Annotated in this window: 23 protein-coding genes and 1 pseudogene; 6 read left to right on the top strand and 18 right to left on the bottom strand. The window is 74.6% G+C overall.

Annotation, left to right across the window (positions count from 1 at the left end; all coding sequences use genetic code 11):
- Together AB0J46_RS44025 and AB0J46_RS44020 are read left to right on the top strand one after the other, a co-directional pair.
- A pseudogene (locus tag AB0J46_RS44025) lies at positions 1-659 on the top strand (phospholipid carrier-dependent glycosyltransferase); the annotation flags it as partial.
- Between the two features lie 112 nt (positions 660-771).
- The gene (locus tag AB0J46_RS44020; protein WP_364341230.1) at positions 772-1971 is read left to right on the top strand and encodes a hypothetical protein; all 1200 of its coding nucleotides are present in this window, start codon (positions 772-774) and stop codon (positions 1969-1971) included.
- On the opposite strand, the gene AB0J46_RS44015 is transcribed toward AB0J46_RS44020, so the two are convergent.
- Positions 1958-2356 carry a MerR family transcriptional regulator gene (locus tag AB0J46_RS44015; protein WP_357985352.1) on the bottom strand — a complete coding sequence of 133 codons (399 nt, stop codon included), beginning with the start codon at positions 2354-2356 and terminating at the stop codon, positions 1958-1960. The two genes, AB0J46_RS44020 and AB0J46_RS44015, sit on opposite strands and share 14 nt — an antisense overlap.
- Positions 2357-2447: 91 nt before the next feature.
- Here AB0J46_RS44015 and AB0J46_RS44010 point away from each other — a divergent pair, with 91 nt between their 5' ends.
- Positions 2448-3389: a DUF5996 family protein gene (locus AB0J46_RS44010; protein WP_364341228.1), complete on the top strand. Its 942-nt coding sequence runs from the start codon at positions 2448-2450 to the stop codon at positions 3387-3389.
- Positions 3390-3603: 214 nt separating this feature from the next.
- Here the strand turns inward: AB0J46_RS44010 and AB0J46_RS44005 are convergent, their stop codons facing one another.
- Both AB0J46_RS44005 and AB0J46_RS44000 read right to left on the bottom strand, forming a co-directional pair.
- Positions 3604-5022, bottom strand: coding sequence for an MFS transporter (locus tag AB0J46_RS44005; protein WP_364341226.1), 1419 nt, complete (start codon positions 5020-5022; stop codon positions 3604-3606).
- Entirely contained in the window at positions 5019-5699 is a 681-nt protein-coding gene (locus AB0J46_RS44000; protein WP_364341224.1) for a TetR/AcrR family transcriptional regulator, read from the bottom strand. Before AB0J46_RS44000 ends, AB0J46_RS44005 begins: the two co-directional genes overlap by 4 nt.
- Before the next feature lie 69 nt (positions 5700-5768).
- On the opposite strand from AB0J46_RS44000, the gene AB0J46_RS43995 reads away from it, so the two are divergent.
- Entirely contained in the window at positions 5769-6554 is a 786-nt protein-coding gene (locus AB0J46_RS43995) for an alpha/beta fold hydrolase (RefSeq protein ID WP_364341222.1), read from the top strand.
- On the opposite strand, the gene AB0J46_RS43990 is transcribed toward AB0J46_RS43995, so the two are convergent.
- The gene (locus tag AB0J46_RS43990; RefSeq protein WP_364341220.1) at positions 6463-7470 is read right to left on the bottom strand and encodes a YafY family protein; all 1008 of its coding nucleotides are present in this window, start codon (positions 7468-7470) and stop codon (positions 6463-6465) included. The genes AB0J46_RS43995 and AB0J46_RS43990 overlap by 92 nt on opposite strands.
- Positions 7471-7556: 86 nt before the next feature.
- Between AB0J46_RS43990 and AB0J46_RS43985 the strand changes: the two genes are divergently transcribed.
- Complete coding sequence (locus tag AB0J46_RS43985) at positions 7557-8039, top strand: VOC family protein (protein ID WP_364341218.1); 483 nt, start codon at positions 7557-7559, stop codon at positions 8037-8039.
- Here AB0J46_RS43985 and AB0J46_RS43980 read toward each other — a convergent pair.
- From AB0J46_RS43980 to AB0J46_RS43965, 4 genes are all read right to left on the bottom strand, one after another.
- A complete protein-coding gene (locus AB0J46_RS43980; protein ID WP_364341216.1) occupies positions 7990-8409 on the bottom strand; it encodes a DUF5360 family protein in 420 nt (139 codons plus the stop codon). The two genes, AB0J46_RS43985 and AB0J46_RS43980, sit on opposite strands and share 50 nt — an antisense overlap.
- Positions 8393-8941, bottom strand: a complete 549-nt coding sequence (locus tag AB0J46_RS43975; protein ID WP_364341214.1) for a TetR/AcrR family transcriptional regulator — start codon at positions 8939-8941, stop codon at positions 8393-8395. Before AB0J46_RS43975 ends, AB0J46_RS43980 begins: the two co-directional genes overlap by 17 nt.
- Positions 8942-9245: 304 nt before the next feature.
- Entirely contained in the window at positions 9246-9701 is a 456-nt protein-coding gene (locus AB0J46_RS43970) for a pyridoxamine 5'-phosphate oxidase family protein (protein WP_364341212.1), read from the bottom strand.
- Positions 9702-9705: 4 nt separating this feature from the next.
- Positions 9706-10089 (bottom strand): MerR family transcriptional regulator, encoded by a 384-nt coding sequence (locus AB0J46_RS43965; RefSeq protein ID WP_364341210.1) that lies wholly within the window; start codon positions 10087-10089, stop codon positions 9706-9708.
- Positions 10090-10178: 89 nt separating this feature from the next.
- Here AB0J46_RS43965 and AB0J46_RS43960 point away from each other — a divergent pair, with 89 nt between their 5' ends.
- Positions 10179-10820, top strand: coding sequence for an SDR family NAD(P)-dependent oxidoreductase (locus AB0J46_RS43960; RefSeq protein WP_364341208.1), 642 nt, complete (start codon positions 10179-10181; stop codon positions 10818-10820).
- A gap of 4 nt (positions 10821-10824) precedes the next feature.
- Here the strand turns inward: AB0J46_RS43960 and AB0J46_RS43955 are convergent, their stop codons facing one another.
- From AB0J46_RS43955 to AB0J46_RS43910, 10 genes are read right to left on the bottom strand one after another with little or no spacing between them, the layout of a single operon-like run.
- Complete coding sequence (locus AB0J46_RS43955; protein WP_364341206.1) at positions 10825-11994, bottom strand: hypothetical protein; 1170 nt, start codon at positions 11992-11994, stop codon at positions 10825-10827.
- Between the two features lie 25 nt (positions 11995-12019).
- A complete protein-coding gene (locus tag AB0J46_RS43950) occupies positions 12020-12448 on the bottom strand; it encodes a carboxymuconolactone decarboxylase family protein (RefSeq protein WP_364341204.1) in 429 nt (142 codons plus the stop codon).
- The gene (locus AB0J46_RS43945) at positions 12448-13245 is read right to left on the bottom strand and encodes a class I SAM-dependent methyltransferase (RefSeq protein ID WP_364341202.1); all 798 of its coding nucleotides are present in this window, start codon (positions 13243-13245) and stop codon (positions 12448-12450) included. The genes AB0J46_RS43950 and AB0J46_RS43945 overlap by 1 nt, the downstream gene beginning before the upstream one ends.
- Entirely contained in the window at positions 13242-14903 is a 1662-nt protein-coding gene (locus tag AB0J46_RS43940) for a fatty acid--CoA ligase family protein (protein ID WP_364341200.1), read from the bottom strand. Before AB0J46_RS43940 ends, AB0J46_RS43945 begins: the two co-directional genes overlap by 4 nt.
- The gene (locus tag AB0J46_RS43935; protein ID WP_364341198.1) at positions 14904-16646 is read right to left on the bottom strand and encodes a CoA transferase; all 1743 of its coding nucleotides are present in this window, start codon (positions 16644-16646) and stop codon (positions 14904-14906) included.
- Positions 16637-18244 (bottom strand): class I adenylate-forming enzyme family protein, encoded by a 1608-nt coding sequence (locus AB0J46_RS43930; RefSeq protein ID WP_364341196.1) that lies wholly within the window; start codon positions 18242-18244, stop codon positions 16637-16639. Before AB0J46_RS43930 ends, AB0J46_RS43935 begins: the two co-directional genes overlap by 10 nt.
- A gap of 41 nt (positions 18245-18285) precedes the next feature.
- Positions 18286-19563 carry an FAD-dependent oxidoreductase gene (locus AB0J46_RS43925; RefSeq protein ID WP_364341194.1) on the bottom strand — a complete coding sequence of 426 codons (1278 nt, stop codon included), beginning with the start codon at positions 19561-19563 and terminating at the stop codon, positions 18286-18288.
- Positions 19560-20486, bottom strand: coding sequence for a UbiA family prenyltransferase (locus AB0J46_RS43920; RefSeq protein ID WP_364341192.1), 927 nt, complete (start codon positions 20484-20486; stop codon positions 19560-19562). Before AB0J46_RS43920 ends, AB0J46_RS43925 begins: the two co-directional genes overlap by 4 nt.
- Positions 20483-21622, bottom strand: a complete 1140-nt coding sequence (locus AB0J46_RS43915; protein ID WP_364341190.1) for a DegT/DnrJ/EryC1/StrS family aminotransferase — start codon at positions 21620-21622, stop codon at positions 20483-20485. The genes AB0J46_RS43920 and AB0J46_RS43915 overlap by 4 nt, the downstream gene beginning before the upstream one ends.
- Positions 21619-22824, bottom strand: coding sequence for a DegT/DnrJ/EryC1/StrS family aminotransferase (locus AB0J46_RS43910; protein ID WP_364341188.1), 1206 nt, complete (start codon positions 22822-22824; stop codon positions 21619-21621). The genes AB0J46_RS43915 and AB0J46_RS43910 overlap by 4 nt, the downstream gene beginning before the upstream one ends.
- Between the last annotated feature and the right edge of the window lie 23 nt (positions 22825-22847).

Genomic DNA, 22847 nt, shown 5'->3' with positions numbered 1-22847 from the left:
ACGGCCGCAACTGGGACCAGGCCACCTCCTCCGGCCCCTTCTTCTTCCTGTTCGACTCCATGCGCTCATGGATCCAGTACCAGTGGCAGGTCTTCTCCTTCCACAACGGTCTGGAGACGTCCCATCCGTACATGTCGGAGCCGTGGCAGTGGCCGCTGCTGCTGCGTCCGGTGGCCTTCTTCTACGAGGGCAAGCAGAACGTGTGCGGGGCCAAGGACTGCTCGGAGGCGGTGCTCGGCGTGGGCACGCCGGTGATCTGGTTCGGCGCGCTGGCCGCGCTGGTGGCCCTGATCGCCTGGTACGTCTCCTCGCGCGACTGGCGGGCCGGGGCGGTGCTGCTGGCGTACGCGATGGGCTGGCTGCCCTGGTTCTACTTCGCCATCTCCGAGAACCGCACGATGTTCCTGTTCTACGCGATCCCCATGGTGCCGTTCATGATCCTGGCGCTGACGTTGTGCGCCGGGCTGCTCATCGGGCCCGCCACGCCGACGGAGAGCGGGGCCATGCCGATGCGCCGCACGCTGGGGGCCGCGGTGGTCGGCGCGTACGCGCTGCTGGCCTTGATCAACTTCTGGTGGTTGCACCCGATCCTGTCCGCCGAGGTGATCCCGTACACCGAGTGGAAGGCCCGGATGCTGTTCGACAAACGATGGATCTGACCCCGTCACTGTAGGTAAACATCGGTTTCGTAGGGTAGTCGCTGTGCAAGACCCAATACGCACCGCATTCGGTCATCGTCATAGCTGGGTGCGATACGGCAAACTTCGAGGCATGAGTGCACCGGATGTCACCGCCCTTCTCGCCGAGTTGGAGCGATCTCAGCCGGACCTGGCCGAGGAGGCCAGGACCGCCGTCGAATGGTTGACGGGTGGGGAACCGCTGGAGACGGTGACCCAGCTCGACGTCTGCGAGTTCCTCTGGTACACGCTTCCGATCAAGGTGGGCCCGCTCCGGCCCGGAGGCGACCACGAACGCCTGTCCCGCTCGCTCGCACGGCTGCTGCAACTCGGCGGCATGGAACGTTACGCCGCCCTGTGCGTGTCCCCCACCACCGCGCAGATCCTGCGCACCTACGCCCAGGAGGGCGAGGACGCCGGCACCAGCGCCTACCAGAAGGCTCTGGAGGCCACGGGCGTGCTCCCGCCCGACGTGCCCGAGCTGCAGTGGAGCATGATCATGGGCCCGGAGGAGCTGGGCGCGCACGTGGCCTGCTCCGCAGCGCTCGAACTGGCGATCGTCGCCGGCGACGACGTCGACCGCAGCGCGCTCACCCGCCGCTGGCTCACCGAGCCCCGTGCCGAGCTGGGCGGCGACAGCTGGCTCAACCGCGTGCACGGCGAACGGCTCAACCGCTGGGTGCTCGGCCGCGGCCCGGCCAGGCGGGAGCTGGCGCAGCCGTTCGAGGTGCGCCTGTACGCGCCGGTCACGCCGCAGCCCCTGCCCGCCCTGCGCAAGCTGCTGTCCCTGGCCGCCTCCGAGGGCAGCCTGCCGCTCCGGCTGGCCCCCTCGCCCGCGGCGCTGCGGCTGCGTGAGCTGGCCGAGCGCGAGCTCGGCGCGATCAGCCGCGACGGCGCCCGGCTGGCCATCACCGTCTACGGCCGGCACCTGCTGGGCTCGCCGGAGGCCATGTGGGAGGCGGTCACCCGGCTGCTGCTGGCCAGGGGCGAGCACGAGTTCGAGGTCTCGGCCCGCGAGGCCACGCTCATGCTGCTGGCCGACGGCGTCCTGATGTCCCCCGCCCAGCTGCGCGAACGGGTGGCCGAGGTGGTGGGCGGCGAGGGCTGGCACCCGGCCACGAGCCTCGACGACGTCACCGCGCCGGTCGCCGACCTGGTCTCCCAGCTCACCGCGCTGGGCCTGGCCTACAGCGACGACCTGGTCGTCCGGATGGACCGGCCCGGCCAGTACGCGGCCCTGGCCGCGCTGCGCGCCCACGCCCTGCGCCCGCGCAAGTACGTCAGCTCTGGCTGACGGCCTTCACGGCGCGCTTGAACTCGGGGCACTCGACCAGCGGGTCGTGCTCGCACACGGCCGCGTGGCGCAGGCTGTCGCGCAGCCGGGTGAGCTGCCGCACCCGCTGGTCGACCTCGCGTTCCTTGGCGGCCATGCGCTCGCGCAGCCGCGTGTCCGCCGGCCGGGCGCGCAGGAACTCGGCGATCTCCGACAGCGTGAACCCGGCGTCGCGGGCGCAGGTGATCAGCGCCAGCCGGTCGAGCGTCTCGGGCAGGTAGACGCGGCGCAGGCCGTTGCGGCCCTCGGCCTCGATGAGCCCCTTACGCTCGTAGAAGCGCAGCGCGGACGCGGCCAGCCCGGTACGCCTGGCCACCTCGCCAATGTCGATCAACGTGTCCCGCATGCCCCGGCTCCTCGACTTGAACCACCCTTCGAGCCGGATATTAGCGGAGACCCCCTGAAGAATGGTTACGCAGCGTAGTTACCATGGATACATGGAGCTCTTTCCGGCCATGCCACTCGAAGAGTGGGCCGACACCAAGGAGACCTTCCACCGCTTCGCGCAGATCGTCGGGAAAATCCGGCTGACGGTGAGTAACCGGCGTAACCATTGGTGGCAGGTGCCGTTCCATCTGACCGGGCGCGGCCTGACGACGCGTCCCATGGGCGGGCTCGGCGAGCAGCCGTTGTTCTGCGTGGACTTCGACCTCGTCCGCCACCGCCTGGTGATCGACGTGCTGGACGGCCGCAGCGCGGAGTTCAGCATGATCGGGCTGTCGGTGGCCGCGTTCCAGTCCCGGCTCTTCCAGACGCTGGCCGACCTGGGGATCCGGCCGGAGATCTGGGCGGTGCCGTACGACCTGGACGACGAGACGCCGTTCGCCGAGGACACCCGCCACGCGCACTACGACCCGGTCCTGATCAACCGCTACTGGCGGATCCTGTCGCAGGTGGCGCAGCTGCTCGACCGCTTCGCCGCGGACTTCGGCGGCAAGGTCAGCCCGGTGCACCACTTCTGGCACACCTTCGACATCGCGGTCACCCTCTTCACCGGACGCCCGGCCGACGTGCCGGAGGAGGCCGACCCGGTCACCCGCGAGGCGTACAGCCGGGAGGTGATCAGCGCCGGGTTCTGGTTCGGCGACAAGGAACGGCCCTGGCCGGCGTTCTACTCCTACACCGCGCCCGAGCCGAAGGGGCTGGAGCGGGAGCCGCTGCTGCCCGAGCAGGCCGAGTGGCTGCCCGCGCGCGGCAGCCATCTGGCCGTGCTGCGTTACGACGACGTGCGCGCCATGGGCGATCCGGTGGCGAGCGTGCTGGAGTTCCTGCAGAGCGCCTACCAGGCCGGGGCCAAGCTGACCCACCTGGACGTCGAGGAGCTGGCCTGCCCCGGCGGCATCACCGACCCGTACTACGTGAAGAACCGCCCGGCCTGAACGACGCGAAAGCCCGCCCTCCGGAGAGGGCGGGCTTCCACGTGTGCGTGTACCGGTGTGCAGGTCGCCTCTCGGCGAAAGGCACAACGCGGCTCCAGCCGAACGGTAGTCCGCGAAGGCAATAGGTGAGGCCCGGGGACACTGGACACACCGGCCACGGTTTATGTAACGGGGGTTCCCCCAGGAACATTCCCCGCGTTCCCCCCGATTCCGCTCAGGCCCGGACGGCGGCCGGCTGCCGGGCCGGCAGCCCGCCCTCGCGGACCAGCAGCAGGACGGCGAAGGCCAGCAGGCCCGCGACACCGCCGGTCCAGGCCACGGTGGAGCCCACGGCCGCCGCACTGACCTGCGCGCCGATGAGCGACTGGGCGCAGGCCAGGCCGAAGGAGCCGCCGAGCTGCTTCGACAACGCCGAACCCGCGGTGGCCGTGCCCATGTCGGCGTGCGGGACGCTGCCCTGCGTGGCGATGGTGAGCCCGCCCATGGCCGGGCCCGTGCCGAGCCCCACGAGCAGCAGCCAGACCCCGACCAGGTACGGCGAGGTGCCCGGCCCGAGCGCGGCGAAGGCGAGCGTGCCGGCGGTGACCAGCGCGGCCCCGGTCAGCAGCACCGGCCTGGTACGGCCGGACCGCAGCACGAGGACGGCCGTCAGCCGGTTCCCGGCGATCATGCCCAACAGCATCGGGAGCAGCAGCAGGCCGGACACCGTGGCCGAGTAGGCGCGTACGTGCTGGAGGTACAGCGGCAGCAGCACGCCCGCGGGCAGCCCCGCCACCTGGAAGAAGAACCCGCCCGCGAGCAGCGCCGCGTACGTGCGGCGGCGCATCAGCCGCGGCGGCAGCACCGGCGTGTCCGCCCGCCGCTCGACGGGGACGAGCGCGACCAGCAGCGCCACCCCGCCGAGCAGCGAGCCGAGCACGGCGGGGTCGCTCCAGCCGCGGCCGGTGTTGCCCTTGAGGCTCAGGCCGATCAGCACCAGCGACAGGCCCGCGGTGAGCAGCGCGATCCCGGCCGCGTCGAGCCTGCCCGAGGTGCGCGGCGGACGCCGGTCGGGCAGCAGCAGCGCGATCAGCGCGGCCGCGAGCGCCCCGGCGGGCAGGTTGACCAGGAACGCCCAGCGCCAGCCCGCGTGGTCGGCCAGCAGGCCGCCGAGCAGCGGCCCGCCGACCATGCCGACGATCATCATGGCGGCCAGCAGGGTCTGCATGCGGATCAGGCCCTCGCTCCGGTGCGGCGGATGGAGGTCGCGGATCAGGGCCATGCCCAGGGTGAGCAGGGCGCCCGCGCCGACCCCCTGGACGGCCCTGCTGACGATCAGGACCTCCATCGACCCGGCGAGCCCGCAGGCCAGGGAGCCGGCCAGGAAGATCGCGAGGCCGGAGAGGAGGAGGCGGCGGCGGCCGTACAGGTCGGAGAAGCGGCCGTAGATGGGGACGCTCACGGACGAGGTGAGCAGGTAGGCGGTGATCAGCCAGACGTACCAGGAGGTGGTGCCGCCGACCTGCGCGACGATGCGCGGCAGCGCGGTGCCGACGACGGTGCCGTCGAGCATGCCCAGGAAGGCGCAGCCGAGTAAGGCGAAGGTGACCGCCGTGCGGCGGCCGGGCGCGAGGTCCTCGTAGAGGTCGGTCAAGGGCGTTCGCCCGCCCCGAGCGCGCCGTTCAGGAACAGGTCCACCAGCTCTTCCGAGCCCAGCGGGGACGGGCCGCGGCCGGCCGCCATCACCAGGAACTGGAACGCCTCGGCCAGGCGCTCGGGGGCCAGCCTGAGCCGGTCGCGCTCGGGCTCGAACAGCCCGGCCAGGGCCTCGCGGGAGGCCGCCATCGACTCCTCCCGCCCGGCCCCGGGCCGCCCGCCCCCCTCGGCGGCGCGTGGCTCGCCTCCGGCGGTGGGGCCGGGCTCGTTCCCGGAGGCGGGGCGTGGCTCGCCTCCGGGGGCGGGGCGGCGCAGGCCGCCCGTGGTGGCGAGGGCGCCCGCGACCGCGCCCATCCTGGCGAGGTAGCCGCGCAGCGCCTCGGTGGCCTCCACCAGCCGGTCGGCCAGCGGCAGGTCGAGGGAGATCGCGGACACGTGGGCGAGGGTGTCGTCGGGGCGCAGCGCCTCGGCCATGCAGGCAGCGAGCAGCGCCTCCTTGTCGCCGAAGGCGCGGAAGATCGTGCCCTCGCCGATGCCGGCCGCGCGGGCGACCTGGGCGGTGGTCACGGAGGTGCCGTACTCCACCACCAGAGGGAGGGCGGCCTTCACGATCATCTCGCGGCGTCGTTCGGGGCTCATCGCCGGCGCTCTCCGCCGGCTCGTCTCGTTCGTCATACCGTCAACGTACGGAGTGAGTACTCACTCCGTCAAGGGCACAGACGTCGCCGTGGCACCATCGAAGGCGTGCCTTTCGCCATGACGACGGGCGGCGTCAAGCTGTCCTACCAGGTCCGCGGCAGCGGCCCCGCACTCGTGCTGCTCCAGGGCCAGGCCAACGACCACCGCTGGTGGGACCCGGTCCGCGACGACTTCGACCGCGCCCACCGCACGATCACCTTCGACTACCGCGGCACCGGCGACAGCGACAAGCCCGACGAGCCCTACACCACCCGCGGGTTCGCCGAAGACGTGCTGGCCGTGCTCGACGAGCTGGGCGTCGCCCGCGCCGACGTCTACGGCACGTCGATGGGCGGCCGGGTGGCCCAGTGGCTGGCCGCCGACCATCCCGGCCGGGTGGGGGCGCTGGTGCTCGGCTGCACCTCCCCCGGCGGCGTCCACGGCCTCGAACGCGGCGCCGACGTGCGCAGGGCGCTCGCGCAACCCGACCGGGCCGCCGCCGGGCGGGCGCTGCTGGAGCTGATGTACACGCCGGGCTGGCTGGCCACGCATCCGGGGCCGTACCGGACGGTGGGCGATCCGGGCATGCCCGCCCACGCGCGCCGCCGCCACCTGGCCGCCAGCGCCGGGCACGACGCCTGGGCCGTGCTGCCCGCCATCGCCGCGCCGACGCTGGTCGTGCACGGCGCCGACGACGTGTTCAACCCGGCCGCCAACGCCCCGCTGCTGGCCGGACGCATCCCGGGGGCGGAGCTGCGGCTCATCGAGGGGGCGCGGCACGCCTACTTCGAGGAGTTCCGCGAGGTGGCGAGCCCGCTGGTGCTGGAGTTCCTGGCGCGCTCGCGCGGGTGAGGCGGGCGGCCAGCCCCTGAAGGTGGGCGACGAGCTCGGGCGGCTCGTGCGCCTCGAACTCGCAGCCGAGCGTGATCAGCCGGAAGGCCAGCCAGTCCAGGGTGTCGGCGGAGGCGCGCAGGAGGCAGGTGTCCGCGTCCAGCGGGGTGAGCTCGCCGGGGATCGCGCGGGCCACGACCTCGGCGGGCGCGTGCAGGGTCACCACCGCCTCGTACGTGGGCGCGCCCGAGTAGAGCTTGGCGGCGACGTACGCGGCGGGGTCCGCCGGCTCGGTCGTGGTGATCCGGGCGCCCGTGGCCCGTACGTCGTCCATGCGGTCGACGCGGAACAGCCGCCGGTCGTCCCGGTCGTGGTCGTGGGCCAGCAGGTACCAGCGCCGCCCGGCGGCCACCAGCCGGTACGGGTCCACCAGCCGGGCACTGCGCGCGCCGTCGCCCGCCAGGTACCGGAAGCGCACCCGTTCGCGGTTGGCGACGGCCATGGCCAGCGTCGTGAGCCGGCCCGGATCGACGTCGAACCCCTCGGCGCCGGGCAGCGGGACGGTCGCGGCGCCGAGCGAGGCCACCCGGTGGCGCAGCCGGGACGGCAGCACCTGCTCCAGCTTGGCCAGCGCGCGCACCGACGCCTCCTCGATGCCCTGCACGGGATGCCGGGCCGCGGTCACCAGGCCCACGGCGATGGCGACGGCCTCCTCGTCGTCCAGCAGCAGCGGCGGCATGGCCGCGCCCGCGACCAGCCGGTAGCCGCCGTCCGCGCCCATGCTGGCGACCACCGGGTAGCCGAGGTCGCGCAGCCGCTCGACGTCGCGCCGGACCGTGCGGCGGCTGACCCCGAGCCGCTCGGCCAGCTCGCCGCCCGGCCATTCGCGCGGGGTCTGGAGCAGCGACAGCAGGCTCAGCAACCGCAAGGACGTCATGGTCCAAGAATGCCGTCGATGTAGGACAGAAGTTGACCTACTGGCCTTCTAACGTCGTCTCGACGCACCGATCGAGGAGGCACATCATGACCGTCAACCCTGTCCCCGAGGGCTACACCACCGTGACGCCGTGGATCATCTCGCGCGACACGGCCGGGCTGATCGACTGGCTCAAGGCCGCTTTCGACGCCGTCGAACTGGGCCGGATGACCGGCCCGGACGGCGAGGTCCAGCACGCCGAGGTACGGATCGGGGACGCCGTGGTGATGATGTTCGACGCCCGGCCCGAATGGCCCGCGACGCCCGGTTTCCTCCGCCTGTACGTGCCCGACGCCGCCGCCGTCCATCGCCGCGCGGTCGAGGCGGGCGGCACGTCCGTCACCGACGTCACGCACCTGTTCTTCGGCGACCTCGTCGGCCGGGTGCGCGACCCCTGGGGCAACCTGTGGTGGATCCAGACCCACGTCGAGGACGTCTCCGCCGAGGAGGCGGAGCGCCGCCTGGCCGATCCCGGGTTCGTCAGGGCGATGGAATACGTCCAGAGCGCGGAATTCTTCCCCGGGCGGTGAGCACGGCGATCGCCGGCAGCGGGAAGAGCAGCAGGTAGAGGTTGGGGATCCACCAGGCGGGCGAGAAGTCGCCGCGCAGCGTCCAGAACGCGATCGCCATCAGCCCCGAGGCCGCCGTCAGCACCAGCGAGACCAGCATCAGCGGCTCGCCCGCGGGCGAGCGCCGTCGCAGCAGCCACAGGCTGGTCAGGCCGGTGGCGCTGGCCAGGAGGTCGATCCAGAGGAACGACCAGTTCCAGTCGGCCATCAGCGGATCGGCATAGTCGGCGAAGGCCCATTCGGGCGGGATCAGGCCGAGACCGGTGATCGTGAAGTAGGCCACGAAGCCGACATCCGTCAGCACCATCAACGCCTTAGTCGCGCGCAGCACGGTCGATGACCTCCATCAGGTAGCGGCGGGTGGGTTCGTGCAGGCCGGGGCCGGGTTCGCCGAGGCCGAGCAGGCGGGCGGCCCACCAGCCGTCCACCGCCAGCCGGACGGCGGTCGCGGCGGCCGGGTCGATGCCGTCGTCGGCCAGCCGGGCCTGCCAGGCGGCGAACCGCTCGCGCAGCGGCTCCAGCCCGGCGGGGTCGACCAGCACCCCCGCCAGCAGCGCGACGGTGACCCGGTCGGCCGGGACGGAGGCAGTGTGCCGTTCGGGGATCGTGGCCCGCACGTACGCCCGCAGGAAGTCGCCCGGCCGGCCGCCCGCCGCCGCCAGCGCCTGGTCGAAGGCGTCGGTCAGCCGCGCGACCATGGCGGCGACCAGGGCCTGCTTGGTCGGGAAGTGGTAGAACAGGCCGCCCTTGGAGACGCCCGCCCGCCGGGCGACCGCCTCCAGCGTCAGCGACTCCGCGCCCTCCGTCAGCAGCACGTCGGCGGCGGCGTCGAGCAGCCGGTCCTTGGAACTGGGTCGTGGCATGGCCATTACTGTACCGGCTGACCGGTACAGTTTCGAGCCGTTCCGTCCTGCGCACAACGTCATCCGACATCCGCATCCAGCCGATCGGAGCGAGCCCAGCGACGGGCCGGGGGTGTGGGCGGTGCGCTTCGACGGCGACGACGTCCGGCTCACCGGCGACTCGAAGGCCGCGGTAGAGCTCGCCGGAGCGGCCTCCGACCTGCTGCTGCACCGGCTGCCCGCCGACCGGCTCGACGTCCGCGGCGACCGGCCCTGCTCGACCGCTACTTCACGCTCGTCCCGCCGGTGTGAGCCTGCCGCGGCCTCACGCCTGGCCGCCGAGGCGCTCGACCACCACCCCGCCCGGATGCAGTGGCAGGCGACGCCCGGACACGCGGTGCAACGGCAGCCGGACGAGCACCGGATCGGCCAGCTCCGGCCAGGGCGCGCCGGTCAGCCGCTCCAGCCGCCCGGCCTCCTCCCGATCCCGGACGACCTCCGCGACGCCGGTCACCAGCACGCTCCACCCGGTGCGCATGGCCGGCTCCATGTCGTCGATCTCGAACGCCATCGGCACCCGGTGCTCGATCGCCTCCAGGATGCGGCCGGGCGGGATCCGGAACACGACGGTGTCGGCGTCGAGCGTGAAGTTCACCGGCAGCACGATGATCGTGCCGCCCGGCAGCGCCCACGCCACCCGGCCCACGGGAACCGTGGACAGCAGCGTCAGGCACTCCTCGCGACTCATCGTCCGGATGGCCCCCAGATCCATGCCGTCCATCCTCTCACCTGGGCGAATGCTTCCCTTCGGCAGGCTCGCGGGCGGTGGCGAGCATGGAGTTGAGCGCCTTCCGCGAGGCCGCCAGGCGGCTGATCTCGCCGCTGATGCGGGCGCGCTCGCGGTTGAGGTTGTCCATCATCTCGGGGCAGGAGGAGGGCACCATGTCGGCGCCGTCGTCGTGGACGCAGTGCAGCACCCTGGTGATGACCGACGTGGGCAGGCCGGCTTCGAGCAGCGCGCGGATGTGGCGCACCTCCGCGACGTCGGTCTCGGCGTACTCGCGGTAGCCGTTCGACAGGCGCAGCGGTCTGAGCAGGCCCTGGTCCTCGTAGTAGCGCAGCAGCCTGCGGCTCACTCCGGTCTGCCGGGCGAGATCGCCGATTCGCATGGAACCTCCGGGTTGACCTTCACATGGATGTGACCCTTTATCGTCCCCATTGTCGCCACTACAGATGGGAGATGAAGGTGTCCGGAGCAGTGATCATCGCAGCGGGGCCGGGGATCGGGCAGGCGGTGGCGCGCCGGTTCGCCGCCGAGGGGCTGCCGGTCGGCCTGATCGCGCGCAGCGCGCGGACGGTGGAGTCGGCCGCGGCTTCCCTCTCCTCCTACGGGGTGCCGGTCGCCACGGCGGTCGCCGACAGCGCCGACGAGGACGCGTTGCGCGCCGCGCTCGACAAGACGGCCGCCGAGCTGGGCCCGCCCGACGTCGTGGTGTACAACGCCGCGATCGTCCAGGCCGACCGGCCCGGGGAGCTGCCGGCGCGGGCCCAGCTCGACGCGTACGCGGTCAACGTCGTCGGGGCGCTCACCGCCGCCGCCCACGTGGCGCCGGGGATGGCCGGGCGCGGCGGCGGCACGTTCATCGTCACCGGCGGCATGCCGGAGCCCAAGCCGGGCTACGTGAGCCTGTCACTGGGCAAGGCCGGCGTACGGACCCTGGTGACCCTGCTCGACCAGGAGTACGGCGCGGACGGCGTGCACGTGGCCAGCGTCACGGTGGCCGGCGTGGTCGCCCCCGGCACCGCCTTCGACCCCGACGACATCGCCGAGCACTACTGGCGCCTGCACACCCAGCCCCGCGACCAGTGGCAACACGAGGCCCAGCACCTCGGCACCTGACCCCTCACCAGGCGACGACCGGCGACTCCCCCTCGCCCGAGCGCTCGCCCGCGTCGATCGGGACCGACGTGGCGGACCCGTCGGCGAGGTCGACCCGGTGCGCCCGCCATCCGTCCGTGTACAGCAGGTGCCTGCCGGTCCCGTCGATGCTGAAGTCGAGGCCCAGCGAGGCGCCCCGCGGGAGAGTCAGCCGGGCCACCACCTGTGGCCGCCCGCCCGCGACCGGCACCCGCTCGACGTCGTGGCCGGCGGAGTAGAGCAGGGCGCCCCCGTCGGGGGTGAAGGCCACAGACTCGGGGCTCCACACCGCCCTGTCCGGCCTGACCGGCCGCGACGCGGCGACCAGATCGGTGCCCGCGTTGCCCAGGTCGAGCACGCTGAGGCCCCTTCGGCCCAGCACCGTGGCCACCCGCCGCCCGTCGGGGGCCCACGCCAGGCCCATGACGGCGGTGCTCTCCCGGGTGACCCAGTCCCGCCGCCGCCCGGTGGCCAGATCGAGGACCGCCACCTTGGTCCCGCCGCCGATGAGCGTGACGGTGTAGGCGAGCCTGCTGCCGTCCTGGCTGAGCGCCATCGCGGTCACCTGGTCGGGCTCGGGTTCCAGGTCGGGCACGAGCTCCGGCTCGCCGGGCCGTCCCTTCTCGTCGAGACGGATGCGGAAGAGCCGGAGGGGCGTGTCCAGCCCCGTCCATCCGGCCAGCACGAACGTGCGGTTGTCGGGGCCGGCGGCGACGAGGTGCCAGGACGAGCGCACCCCGGGCGGCAGCGGCACGGCCGCCACGAAGGCGCCCGTCACGGCGTCGTTCACGGCGGGCGGCACCGGCGTGGCGGTTGTCGTCTTGGACGAGTCCGCGAAGGAGAAGATCGGCGTCCGGCCGGTGACGAAGAAGCGCGGCGGGCCGGTCGCCGTCAGGGGCTTGCCCGTCGCCATGGGCTCGGCCAGGGAGGTCGCCGGAGCCAACGGCGGCGGCCGGAAGTACGACGGCGAAGGGGTCCCGCCCGGCATCGTCGGGGAGTCCGTGGCGACGCTGGGCATGGCCGGCGCCAGGCTGGACGACGGCGGCGCGGACGGGGCGTTCATCAGGGACACCCGCTGGGTCGCCGGGTCGGCGCAAGCGCCGGTCAGCGTGAGCACGATCAGGCCCGCTAAGGCCACCTCCGTACGGGATCGCATGCCTCGATCGTGCCACAACCACCGCCTATCCGGCGGGCGGACCGGCGGCGATCGCCACCCGGTTCCAGACGTTGATGGCGGCGATCGTCCACAGCAGGTGGGCCAGCGCGGTCTCGTCGAAGTGCTCGCGGGCCGCGTCGAACACCTCCTCCGGCACCCCGGCCTCGGCGATCCTGGTCATCGACTCGGTGAGCGCCAGCGCCGCGCGTTCGGGCCCGGTGAACAGGGCGCTGTCGCGCCAGAGGGCGAGGGTGTGCAGGCGTTCCGCGTCCTCGCCCCCCTCCAGGGCGGCGCGGGTGTGCATGCCCAGGCAGACCGCGCAGCCGTTGAGCTGCGAGGCCCGCACCCGGACGAGCTCGGCGAGCGCGGGATCGAGCTCCCGGCTCGCGGCGGCGTCGAAGCGGGCCATCGCGGAGTGCACGCCGGGCGCGGCGCCGTGCAGGTCGATGCGCATCACGCCACCTCCAGGGGACGGCGGCCCTGCACGGAGTAGGTCACGCACGAGGTGGCGCGGAAGTCCGGATGGGCCAGCAGCGCGCGCACGTCGGCGAGCTGCCGCTCGGTCAGGCCCTCCTCGGCGAACCGGTCGCGCAGGTGCCTGGTGTGGTGGGCGACCAGCCGCGCCCCCGGCGAGCGCGCGTCCCACAACTCCACCCGGGGCCTGGGGTCGACGCCGGTCAGCCCGGCCCGCCGCATCGCCGCCGCCGCGTGACGTCCCCAGGCCACGTCCACCCCGGCGCGCGTCATCACGCGGATCTTGGCCTGCATGAACGTCTCGTAGAGCTCGGCCGCGGCCGGGTCGGGCATCAGCAGCCCGGGGCCGTAGGTGATGTCGAACTCGTCGAGCTGCAGCACGCCGCCCGGCCGCAGCGCCCGGACGAGCCGGTCGAGCACGGCCAGCCGCTCCGGCAGAAGCAGCAGCACCAGCCGCGCGTGCACCACGTCGAACGCGGCCTCCGGCAGCGGGTCGCGGACGATGTCGTGCCTGACCACCTCCAGCCGGGGGGCCACGGGCTCGAAGGCGGGCTCGATGTCGGTGGCCAGCACGCTCCCGGCCGATCCGACGCGGCGGGCCAGCCACTCCGCCACGCTGCCGCCGCCCGCACCCACCTCCAGGCACCGCATGCCGGGCCCGACGCCCGCCTCGGCCAGGCGTTCGATGGTCATCGGGTCGTAGGCCAGCTCCAGGCAGCGGTGCTGCTCGGCGACATGGTCGCGGCGCTCGCCGAACACGTAGGCGGTCCGGCTCATCGGCCGCTCCTCATCGGGCTGCGCTCGACGGGCACCGCCGACTGCGCGGCCAGGCGGGTGAGGGTGGCGGCGCACACCTTGCCGGTCGGGCCGAGCGGCAGTTCGGGCAGCCAGAGGAACCGTTCGGGAAGTTTGCGCCGGTCCAGGCCGCGTTCCTCACGCAGGTAGACGATCAGCTCGGCCGGGGACGGCGGTCGCGCGCCGGGCCGCGGCGACACGCAGGCGCACATGCGCTCCCCCAGGTCGTCGTCCGGCACCGGGACGCAGAAGGCGTCGGCGACGTCGGGATGGGCGCTGAGCTCGCGCTCGACCTCGGCCGGGGAGATGCTGAGGCCGCCGCGCATCACGACGCGCTTGATCCGGTCGAGGACCCACAGCGTGCCGTCGGGGTCGAGGCGGCCCAGGTCGCCGGTGCGGACCCAGCCGCCGGGGGCGCGGTAGCGGTCGTCCAGGTCGGGGGCGGCGACATAGCACAGGGGGGTCATCGGGCCGAGGGCCCAGATCTCGCCCGGCTCGCCCGGCGGCACCGGCTCGCCCCCGGCGTCCCGGATCGTGATCTCGGCGACGGCGGGGTCCGGGGTTCCGGCCAGACCGGGGGCCCACCGGTCCGGGGCGCGGCCGGTGTGGCAGTTGACGCCGTCGGTGGAGCCGTACACGTTGACGAGCGGCACGCCGAAGCGGCGGGCGCACGCCTGCCTGGCCTCGCCGTGCAGGGGCTGGGCGCTGCTGACGACGCGGCGCAGCGACGACAGGTCGGCCTCGGCCGCCGAGTCGGCCATGCGGCGCAACATCGTCGGGACGCCGTACAGGTGGGTGGGGCGGTGCCGCTCGACGGCGCGCAACGCGTCGGCGGCGTCGAAGCGGGCGCGCAGGATCAGCGTGCCGCCGTGCCGGGCCAGCAGGACGGAGGTGCCGCAGGAGCCGTACGAGGAGGCCAGCGAGACCAGCAGCAGGTTGCGCGTGGGCCCGTCCTCGCCCAGCACGGCCCGCAGGTAGGCGCCCCGGCCGCCGGCCATGGCGTTGTGGGAGTAGGCGACCATCTTCGGCTCGGACTCGGTGCCGGAGGAGAGCAGGATCCGGGCGGGCCGCTCGGCGTCCGGGCACGCGGGCCGCCACGCGCGGACGTCCGGCTCGGCCACCTCGTCGAGCGATCGGGTGCCCGGCGTGGGCGGGCCGAACGTCCACGTCTGCTCCAGGTACGGCAGCCCGGCCCGCAGCCCCAGGGCCAGCTCGGGCACGGTGATCAGCGCGGCCGCCCGGGACCGGTTCAGCAGGCCCGCGATGTCGCGCTGACCCCGCGTGTGCGGGATGGGCAGGGCCACCGCGCCGACGGCGGCCACCGCCAGCTCGGCCACCACCGCGTCACGCCCGTTGGGCAGCAGGACGGCGATGATGTCGGCCGTTCCCCGCCCGGCGGCGGCCAGTGCGGCGGCGGCCCGGCGCACGCGGGCGTCCAGCGTGGCGAAGTCGAGCGAGCCGGTCTCGTCGGCGACCGCCTCGCGCTCCGGCGTGCGCCGTACGTGCCGGCTGAACAGGCTGTACAGGTCCAGGCCGGGGCACAGGCCGCGGGCGGTCCACGCCGAGCGCATGCCCGCGGGCACGCGGTCGGCCAGGACGATCCCGTTCGCCGACGTCCAGGGCAGGGGGTCGGTACGCATTCAGAGGGCCTCCTCGTGGTGGGGGGCTGGCACGAACGTCCAGGGGGCACGGCTGTAGGCGGCTTGCGGGGTACGGTCGAGCACCCGGTGGAACGCCGGGTCGTCGGCCATGGCGGCCAGATCCGTCACGGGGGCGGCCTCCCGGCTCCCCGGCGGCGTCCCGGGCGGGGTGGCGCGCAGCAGGCGGGCCGCGTCGATGAGCGCCGTCCCGGCGCGGACGCCGGCGCCGGTGCGGGCGCGCGCCACCAGCGCCGCGACGACGGCTTCCGCGCTGATCAGCGCGCCCAGCACGTCGGTCAGCGTCATCAGGGACGGCGCGGGCTGCTCGCCGGGCCCGGCCAGCCGCGCCGCCACCCCGCTGTAGGCCTGCACCAGGTAGTCGGTGCCCATGGGCTGCGGCGCGGGCAGCGCCTCGGCCCACCCCCCGGCCTGCGCGTACACCAGGGACGGCCGGACGGGCGCGAGGTCGTCGTGGTCCAGCCCGTACGAGCAGGCCCGTCCGGGCGGCCAGTTGTGCAGGAACACGTGGGCGCAGGCGATCAGGCGCAGGGCGGCCCGGCGTCCGGCGGCGGACTTGAGGTCGGCTTCGAGGGCGCGTTTGCCGCGGTTGAGCGCGAGGAACCGGGCCGAGGTCGGCCCCGCCATCGGCGGCACGCCGCGCAGCGGGTCCCCGCCGGGCGGCTCAAGGCGTACGACGTCCGCGCCGAGCAGGCCGAGCACGTGGCCGGCCAGCGGCCCCTGCACCCGGTTGGTGGACTCCACGACGAGCAGCCCGGCCAGCGGGCCCCGGGCGTCCCGGGCGAGCGGCGGCAGGCCGGCCGGCTCCCCGGCGGCGGCCTCGGTCAGCGCGCGCAGCCGCCACGGCGAGGCAGGTGGGGGCGCCAGCGGCGCGTCCGCGTCCCGTACCGGCAGCACGCTGACGCCGGCGTCCGCGGCGGCCGCCACGACGTCCCGGTAACCGGCGGCGGCGGCCGTCCGGCCAAGCCCGGCCGGCAGCGTGCAGGTCGCCGTCGCGAACCGCTGCTGGAACGGCGGCCAGCCCGCCGCCGCGGCCCTCGGCTCGGCGCCGAGCAGGTCCCAGAACCGCCGCCAGCACTCCGCGTCGAACGTCTCGATCTCGAACCGCACCCCGTCCGCCGACCGGAACGGCGGCACCCGACCCGCTCCCGGGGACGGCACGCGTCCGGCGGAGAGGGGCGGGTCGAAGCGTTCACAGGTGGCGACGGCGATGTACTGGGTGAGCGCGAGCAGCGCCGCCTGCGCGACGGACGTGCGCGCCGCCAGCGCGGGCCCGCCCCGCAGCAGGGCGAGCAGGACCGAAGTGAGCGCCTGGGCGGTGAGCACCCCCGCGCACACCGACGCGTAGTCCAGGCGCAGCGCCCTCGGCCCGCCGGCGGCCCGCCCGTGCACGTGGGCGATCCCGCAGGCCGCCTGCACGTCGCGCTCGCCCTCCATCGGCGCCCCGACCGGCCCCGACCAGTCGATCCCGCACTCCGGCAGCGCCTCCCCCGGCCTGCCGAACGGCGCGGAGGCGACCCCCAGCCACCCGGCGGGCGACCCGTCCGGCGGCGGCGTGCCGTCGAACCGGACCTCGCAGCCCAGCGCGCACAACCGCTGGACGGCCACCCGCAACGCCACCGACTCGCCGCGCGCCCGCACGACCACGCCCGCCAGCGGCCAGGCGACCGCCTCCCGCTCGGCGACGGACCGGCCGGCGGCCCGCGACCCCGGCGTCACGTCCACCGCCCGGTGCCGTACGTGTCGGGGGTCTCGCCCAGCAGCTCGCGCAGCGCCGTTCTGCGGACCTTGCCCGTGCCGGTGCGGGGGACCTGGTCCCAGGTGATCACCACGGGGTCGGCCAGCTCGGGCAGGTCTGCGACGGCCCGCCGCCACGCGTCGCGGTCGAGGCCGCCGTCCTCGGTGACCACGACCGGCAGGGACGGCCGTCCGGGCACGCCCAGGATCACGCACTCCAGCACTTCGGGCAGCCGGTCGTCGATCACGTCCTCCAGCTCCACGCAGCTCGCGCCGGGGATCGTGTCGGTCTCCCGGTCCACGAACCGGACCCGGCCGGTACGGCTGAGCGTCCCGACGTCCCCGGTGTGCCACCAGCCTCCGAGCCGTTTGCCCTGCCACCGTTCCTGCTCGCCGACGTACCCGAGGCACAGGGCCTTGGTGCGGCAGACCACGAGCCCGCTCGCGCCGCGCGGCAGCGGACGCAACGTCTCGCGGTCCACCACCCGCAGCCGGGTCCGCGTGGGCACCGGACGCCCGAGGTCGCGCGTGGTGGGGTGGCGGCCGTCGCCGTCCGCCATGGACCGGCGGGTGAGCAGGCGGAAGGTGAGCGGCCCGGTCTCGCTCTGCCCCCAGCCCTGCATCCACACCGGCCGCCGGCGCCGGGTGGCGTTCAGGAAGGCGCGCACGGTGGGCGGGTGCACGGCGTCGAACGTGCTGATGTACAGGCGTACCCGCGCGAATGGGCCGGCCTCGCCGAGCGTGCGCCGCTGCCACCGCACGTACGTGGCCGGCAGCGCCTCCAGCGTCGTGGGCCGGTGCCGGGCCAGGAACGGGCCGGCCTCCTCCCAGCCGGGCGCGGAGACGGCCAGCACCTTGGCGGGGGCGAGCCACAACACGCTCGCGGTCCAGGCCAGGGCCCGCCCGTGGGCGAAGGAGATGGCGCTCGCCACGACGTCGTCGGGACGGCTGCCCAGCACCGGCCACCGGTGGGCCTCGAACCCGGCCAGCCGGCGCAGCAGCGTACGGGTGGAGTGCACGACGAGTTTGGGCACCCCGGTCGTCCCCGAGGTGTGCATGACGGCCAGCGGGTCGTCCAGCGCGGGCCGGTGCACCGGCGGCACGGCCCAGCCGCGGACGTCGTCCAGCGACAGCAGTCCCTTCGCCGTGCCGTCGAGGACCAGGGTGCGCGGCGCGTGGACGGCCACGCCGGGCCGGGCCGCGAGGGCGGAGTCGGTGACGAGCAGCGCCGGCTCCAGCCGTTTGAGCAGGATCTCCAGCACGTCGGGCGGCAGGTCGGCGGACAGTGTGGCGGGCACCGCCCCGATGCGCGCGGCGGCGCAGGACAGCAGCACGTAGTCCCAGTGGTTGCGCTTGACGACGGCGACCCGGTCACCCCGGCGCGCGCCGGCGGCGGCCAGCCAGCCGGCCGCCTCCCTGACCAGCTCGGCCAGGTCCGGCAGGTCGAGGTCGGTGCCGAGGTGGGGGGCGATGTCCAGGGGACGGCTCACGTGCACGCCGGTCCTGCGTCCGCGTTCGGCGAGGTCGTCGAAAAGGGTGCCCAACTCGATGGGCCGGGTGAAGAAGGCCATCTGCTTTCTCTCCATGCGCGTACGTCGTTGAAAACGGGCGGACGGCGGGCGGGCGGCTACGACAGGCGGGCGAGCACCCGCGCGGCGGCCTGTTCCCCCGCCGCGACCGCGCCCTCACTGCACGGCCGCAGGGCGACCCAGTCGCCCGCGTAGTCGACCGCCGTCCCGGGACGCCCCTCGAACGCCGCCCGCAGCGCCAGCGCCCGCGGCGTCGCCTCCGGCAGCCCGTGCGGGAAGCGGTGCACGTGGAAGCGGGCCACCCGGCCGGCCAGGCCGGGCACGAACCGCTCGGCGCGCCCGACGAGCTGGTCGGCGACCTTCTCGTCGCTCTCCCCCATGAGCGCGGCCGTGCCCTGCGGCGAGGTGATGAGCGAGATGAGCCCGGTACCGGCGGGGGCCCGGCCCGGGTGCTTGTGGTGGTCGACGGTGATCACGTTGAGCACGGGGTCCTCGGCCGCGGGCACGAGCGTGGCGAACCCGCGCCAGCCGGGCGCCGCCGGCCGGGACAGGACGAGGCTGAGCCGCAGCATGGGCGCGTACGTGCACGCCTCCAGGTACGCCCGCTCCTCCGGCGGGGCGCCGGGGTGCAGCCGGGCCGCCACGGGCGCGGGAACGGCCAGGACCGCCGCCCGCGCGCTCACGCTCCCCCGCGGCGACTCCAGCCGCACCCCTCCCGGGCACGGGACCACCCCTGTCACTTCGTGCCCGGTGACCACGTCGAGCCCGGCGGCGAGCACCCTGGCCAGGGTGTCCATGCCGTCTCGGTAGGTGTGCCAGGTGCTGGTGCTCCCGGTGGTCGTCAGGTGCTGGGCGAACACCGCGGCGGACGAACGCCCGGCGTCCCAGCCGAAGAACCCGGCGACCAGCGGCTCGACGAGAAACGCGCGCAGGTCGGGATGGTACTTCCCGACCAGGTCGGCGACGGTGGCCTCCGGGCCAGGACGGCCGCGGGCCAGGCGGAGGCGCAGGCGTACCAGGTCGAGGCGGGCGCGCGGCGGCAGGCCCGCGCCGGTGAGCAGCCCGAGCGGGCGGCCGACGTGCGGATGGACGCGCCCGTCGCGCCACACGCCGACGGCGTCGCGCACCCTCGGCACGGCCGCCGCGTCGAGCCCGACCGCCCTGATCAGCCGCCAGGTGGCCGGGTAGCCGTCCGCGGACGGCAACATCTCGGCGCCGGTGTCGATCAGGCAGCCCCGCGCCCGCAGCGTGCGCATCCGCCCGCCCACCGCCTCGGCCGCCTCCAGGACGCGGACCGCGAGCCCGGCCCGGTCCAGCGCGTACGCCGCCGCCAGGCCGGCCGGCCCGGCGCCCACCACCGCGACGTCCACGTTCATGCCAGGACCAGGTTGGCCAGGATCAGCACGCCGACGGTGACGCGGTGGGTGCGGATCGCCACCCGCCGGGCCCGCAGCACGTCTCCGCGGACGAACCCGATCACCAGCTGGGTGACGCGGAGGGAGACCAGCGGCACGAGCACGCCCAGGAACCACCAGGGCGCGACCCCGGCGGCCACGGCCCACCCGACGACCAGGCTCTCGGCCGCGCTCACCGCGGTGACGAAGGCGGCGTTGACCCGCGGGGACGTCCGCGCCGCGACGGTGAACCGCCCGGCCTCCCGGTCACCGCGGGCGTCGTTGGTGTTGGAGTACAGGCCGAAGATCATCGGCCCGAGCCCGAAGAGCACCGCCTGCACCGCCACGAACCCGCTCGCCTGCCCGGTCAGCAGCCCGTACGGCACCAGCACCCACCCCACGCCGAGCCCGACGAGGAACAGCTCCTGGAACCCCCGGTAGCTGAGCTTGAGCCCCCACGAGTACTGCACGGCCGCGACCACGCACGCCGCCGCCGTCACGACCACCCACGCGGGCCGGTGGGGGGCGGCGGCCACGACCGCGGCCCAGAGCACGGCGCTGATCGCGGTGGCCGTCCAGGCGAAGCGCAGCGCCTGCCGCTCGGTGAGCGTGCCGGCGACCAGCGGTTTGCGGGCCAGTCTGCGCCGGGCGGCGTCGGAGGAGTAGTTGGCCGCGTCGCTGCCGTCGCGGTGGCCGGTGATGTCGTCGAACCCGACCATCGCGGCCACCACGGCCGCCTCGGCGATCAGCACGGACAACAGCAGGCCGACCGCGTACGGCTGCCATCGCCCGGCCGGCGGCAGCAGCGACCACACCAGCGGCAGGCCCAGGTAGTAGTCGTAGATGTCGAGCTTGGCCAGCCGCGCGTAGGGGCCGAGGCCGCGGGTGACCATCTGGTCGGTCATGGGTTCTCCTGCGGGGAGCCGTGGGCGAACGCGCAGACCGCGTCGGCGATCCGTTCGACCTCGGCGTCGGCGAGCCGCGGGTGCAGCGGCAGCGACAGGTTGCGCCGGGCGGCCGACTCGGCCACCGGCCAGGACGCGCCGGGCGGCGCGAAGCGGGCGAAGGCCGGCTGGGCGGGCAGCGTGCGCGGGTAGTAGACGTGGGTGGCGATGTCGTGGGCGGCCAGGTGGGCCGCCAGCGCGTCCCGGTGCTCGGTGAGGACGGTGTAGACGTAGTGGAACCGCCCGTCCCCTCCGACGGGCGGCGCCACGATCCCGCGTTCCGCCAGGGGCTCGAAACGCCGGGAGTAGTAGGAGGCGATCTCGGCCCGGCGCGACAGGCGGTCGTCCAGGCCGGCGAGCCGGTGGAGCTGGAAGGCCGCCATCACCTCGTCGAAGCGGCTGTTGTGGCCGACGCGGCGGTGGTGGAAACGCCGGGCGCCGTCCTGGCCGTGGTTGCGCAGCATCCGTACGTGCGCCGCCAGGGCCGGATCGTCGGTGATCACCACCCCGCCCTCCCCCGGCATGCCGAACGTCTTGACCTGCACGAACGAGTAGACGCCCGCGTCCCCCCACCGGCCGGCGGGCCGCCCGCCCAGCGTGCCGCCCTGGGCCAGCGCGGAGTCCTCGACCAGCCGCAGGCCGTGCCGGTCGGCCAGCTCGCGGAAGCGCGGCATGTCGGCCATCACGGAGAACATGTGGGCCGGCATCACCGCCTTGGTCCGCCCGGTGACCAGCGGCTCGGCGGCGGCGGGGTCGGCGGTGAGCGTCACGGGGTCGACGTCGGCGAACACCGGCCGCGCCCCCGCGCCGACGACGGTGGCGGCCAGCGGGGCGCAGCCGAAGGCGGGCACCACGACCTCGTCGCCGGGGCCCACGTCCATGGCGGCCAGCACCAGCGTGAGCGCGGACGTGCCGCTGGAGCAGGCCACGACGTCGGCCGCGCCGAGCCGGTGGCGCAGCTCGCGTTCGAACCGGGCGGTGTGCTCGCCCAGGATGAACTTCTGGGCCTCGCCGGTGCCGACGGCGTAGACCGTGCGCAGCAGCGTCGCCCGGTCGGCCTCGAACAGGTCGGCGGCGAAGAACGGCACCCGGCTCATCCACGCCGCCCTCGGTAGAAGCCCTCGATCTCGTCGCACACCCGGTCGGCCGCGGCGTCGGACAGGTCGGGGTAGAGCGGCAGGGCGAGCGCCCGCTCGCAGGCCGCCTCCGCCCTCGGGAAGTCGCCCCGGACGTGGCCGAGGTGGGCGAAGCAGGGCTGGAGGTGCAGCGGGACCGGGTAGTAGACCTCGGTGCCGATGCCCGCCGCGGCCAGGTGCGCCGCCAGGGCGTCGCGGGACTCGACCTCGACGAGGTAGACGTAGCAGACCCGGTTGCCGCCCGGGTGCGGCGGCGCCGCGCCCGGCACGGCCAGCACGCCGGGCACGTCGCGCAGCCGCGCGTCGTAGCGGGTGGCCAGCTCGGACCTGCGGGTGATGTCGGCGTCGAGCCGAGCGAGCTTGGCCAGCAGGACGGCGGCCTGGAGGTCGTCCATCTTGCTGTTGCAGCCGGGCAGGATCGTGGGGTTGGCGATGCCGGGGAAGTGGTCGAGGGTGCGGCCGCCGCGGCCGTGGTGGCGCAGCGCCCGCGCGGTCTCGGCGATGCCGTCGTCGTCGGTGAGCAGCGCTCCGGCGTCGCCGATGGCCCCGAGGGTCTTGGACGGGAAGAACGACAACACGCCGCCCGCGCCGACGAGCCCGGCGTGGGTGCCGTCGAGGCGCATGCCGATGGCCTCGGCGCTGTCCTCCAGCACGGTCAGGCCGCGCCGCCGGGCGACCTCGCACACGCCCCGCAGGTCGGCCAGGCGGTCGAACAGGTGCGCCGGCATGACCATCGTGGTGCGCGGCCCGGCCACGGCGTCGACGGAGGCCGGGTCGATGCCGTGGCCGTGCTCCTCGATGTCGGCGAAGACCGGCACGCCGCCGGCCAGCACGACGGAGCTGGCCGTCGCGATGAAGCTGTAGGCGGGCACCACGACCTGGTCGCCGGGCCGCAGGCCGGCCGCGCGCAGCAGCAGCACCAGCGCGTCGGTGCCGGAGTTGACGCCGACGACGTGCGCCGCGCCGGTCCACAGGGCGAGCCGGCGTTCGAGCTCGGCGACCTTCGCGCCGTGGGAGAACTTGCCGCGGTCCAGCACGTCGACACACCCGGCGCGGATCTCCTTCCACAGCCGGTCGAACGTCGCCGCCTGGGAGAAGAAGGGGATGGGAGCCGCGGCGGCGCGGGGCGGCGATCCCCCGGGCGGAGAGAGCGTTTTCTCCAAGGTTCCCGTCCTGGTGCGATGGT

This window comes from Nonomuraea sp. NPDC049758 (assembly GCF_040674635.1).
Classification (GTDB): Bacteria; Actinomycetota; Actinomycetes; order Streptosporangiales; family Streptosporangiaceae; genus Nonomuraea.
The sequence above is the reverse complement of the archived record's forward strand: the minus strand, read 5'-3'. Positions and strand labels throughout refer to the sequence as shown.

Coding starts and splice junctions, on each gene's coding strand:
- AB0J46_RS43990 (WP_364341220.1), bottom strand. CDS start 7,470: ATGACGTCCTTGCGGTTGCTGAGCCTGCTGTCGCTGCTCCAGACCCCG.
- AB0J46_RS43975 (WP_364341214.1), bottom strand. CDS start 8,941: ATGCCACGACCCAGTTCCAAGGACCGGCTGCTCGACGCCGCCGCCGAC.
- AB0J46_RS43925 (WP_364341194.1), bottom strand. CDS start 19,563: ATGAACGTGGACGTCGCGGTGGTGGGCGCCGGGCCGGCCGGCCTGGCG.
- AB0J46_RS43955 (WP_364341206.1), bottom strand. CDS start 11,994: ATGCGATCCCGTACGGAGGTGGCCTTAGCGGGCCTGATCGTGCTCACG.
- AB0J46_RS43940 (WP_364341200.1), bottom strand. CDS start 14,903: ATGCGTACCGACCCCCTGCCCTGGACGTCGGCGAACGGGATCGTCCTG.
- AB0J46_RS43920 (WP_364341192.1), bottom strand. CDS start 20,486: ATGACCGACCAGATGGTCACCCGCGGCCTCGGCCCCTACGCGCGGCTG.
- AB0J46_RS43965 (WP_364341210.1), bottom strand. CDS start 10,089: ATGCGAATCGGCGATCTCGCCCGGCAGACCGGAGTGAGCCGCAGGCTG.
- AB0J46_RS44010 (WP_364341228.1), top strand. CDS start 2,448: ATGGAGCTCTTTCCGGCCATGCCACTCGAAGAGTGGGCCGACACCAAG.
- AB0J46_RS43915 (WP_364341190.1), bottom strand. CDS start 21,622: ATGAGCCGGGTGCCGTTCTTCGCCGCCGACCTGTTCGAGGCCGACCGG.
- AB0J46_RS44000 (WP_364341224.1), bottom strand. CDS start 5,699: ATGACGAACGAGACGAGCCGGCGGAGAGCGCCGGCGATGAGCCCCGAA.
- AB0J46_RS43950 (WP_364341204.1), bottom strand. CDS start 12,448: ATGCGCATCGACCTGCACGGCGCCGCGCCCGGCGTGCACTCCGCGATG.
- AB0J46_RS44020 (WP_364341230.1), top strand. CDS start 772: ATGAGTGCACCGGATGTCACCGCCCTTCTCGCCGAGTTGGAGCGATCT.
- AB0J46_RS44015 (WP_357985352.1), bottom strand. CDS start 2,356: ATGCGGGACACGTTGATCGACATTGGCGAGGTGGCCAGGCGTACCGGG.
- AB0J46_RS43930 (WP_364341196.1), bottom strand. CDS start 18,244: ATGGAGAGAAAGCAGATGGCCTTCTTCACCCGGCCCATCGAGTTGGGC.
- AB0J46_RS43985 (WP_364341218.1), top strand. CDS start 7,557: ATGACCGTCAACCCTGTCCCCGAGGGCTACACCACCGTGACGCCGTGG.
- AB0J46_RS43970 (WP_364341212.1), bottom strand. CDS start 9,701: ATGGACGGCATGGATCTGGGGGCCATCCGGACGATGAGTCGCGAGGAG.
- AB0J46_RS43945 (WP_364341202.1), bottom strand. CDS start 13,245: ATGAGCCGGACCGCCTACGTGTTCGGCGAGCGCCGCGACCATGTCGCC.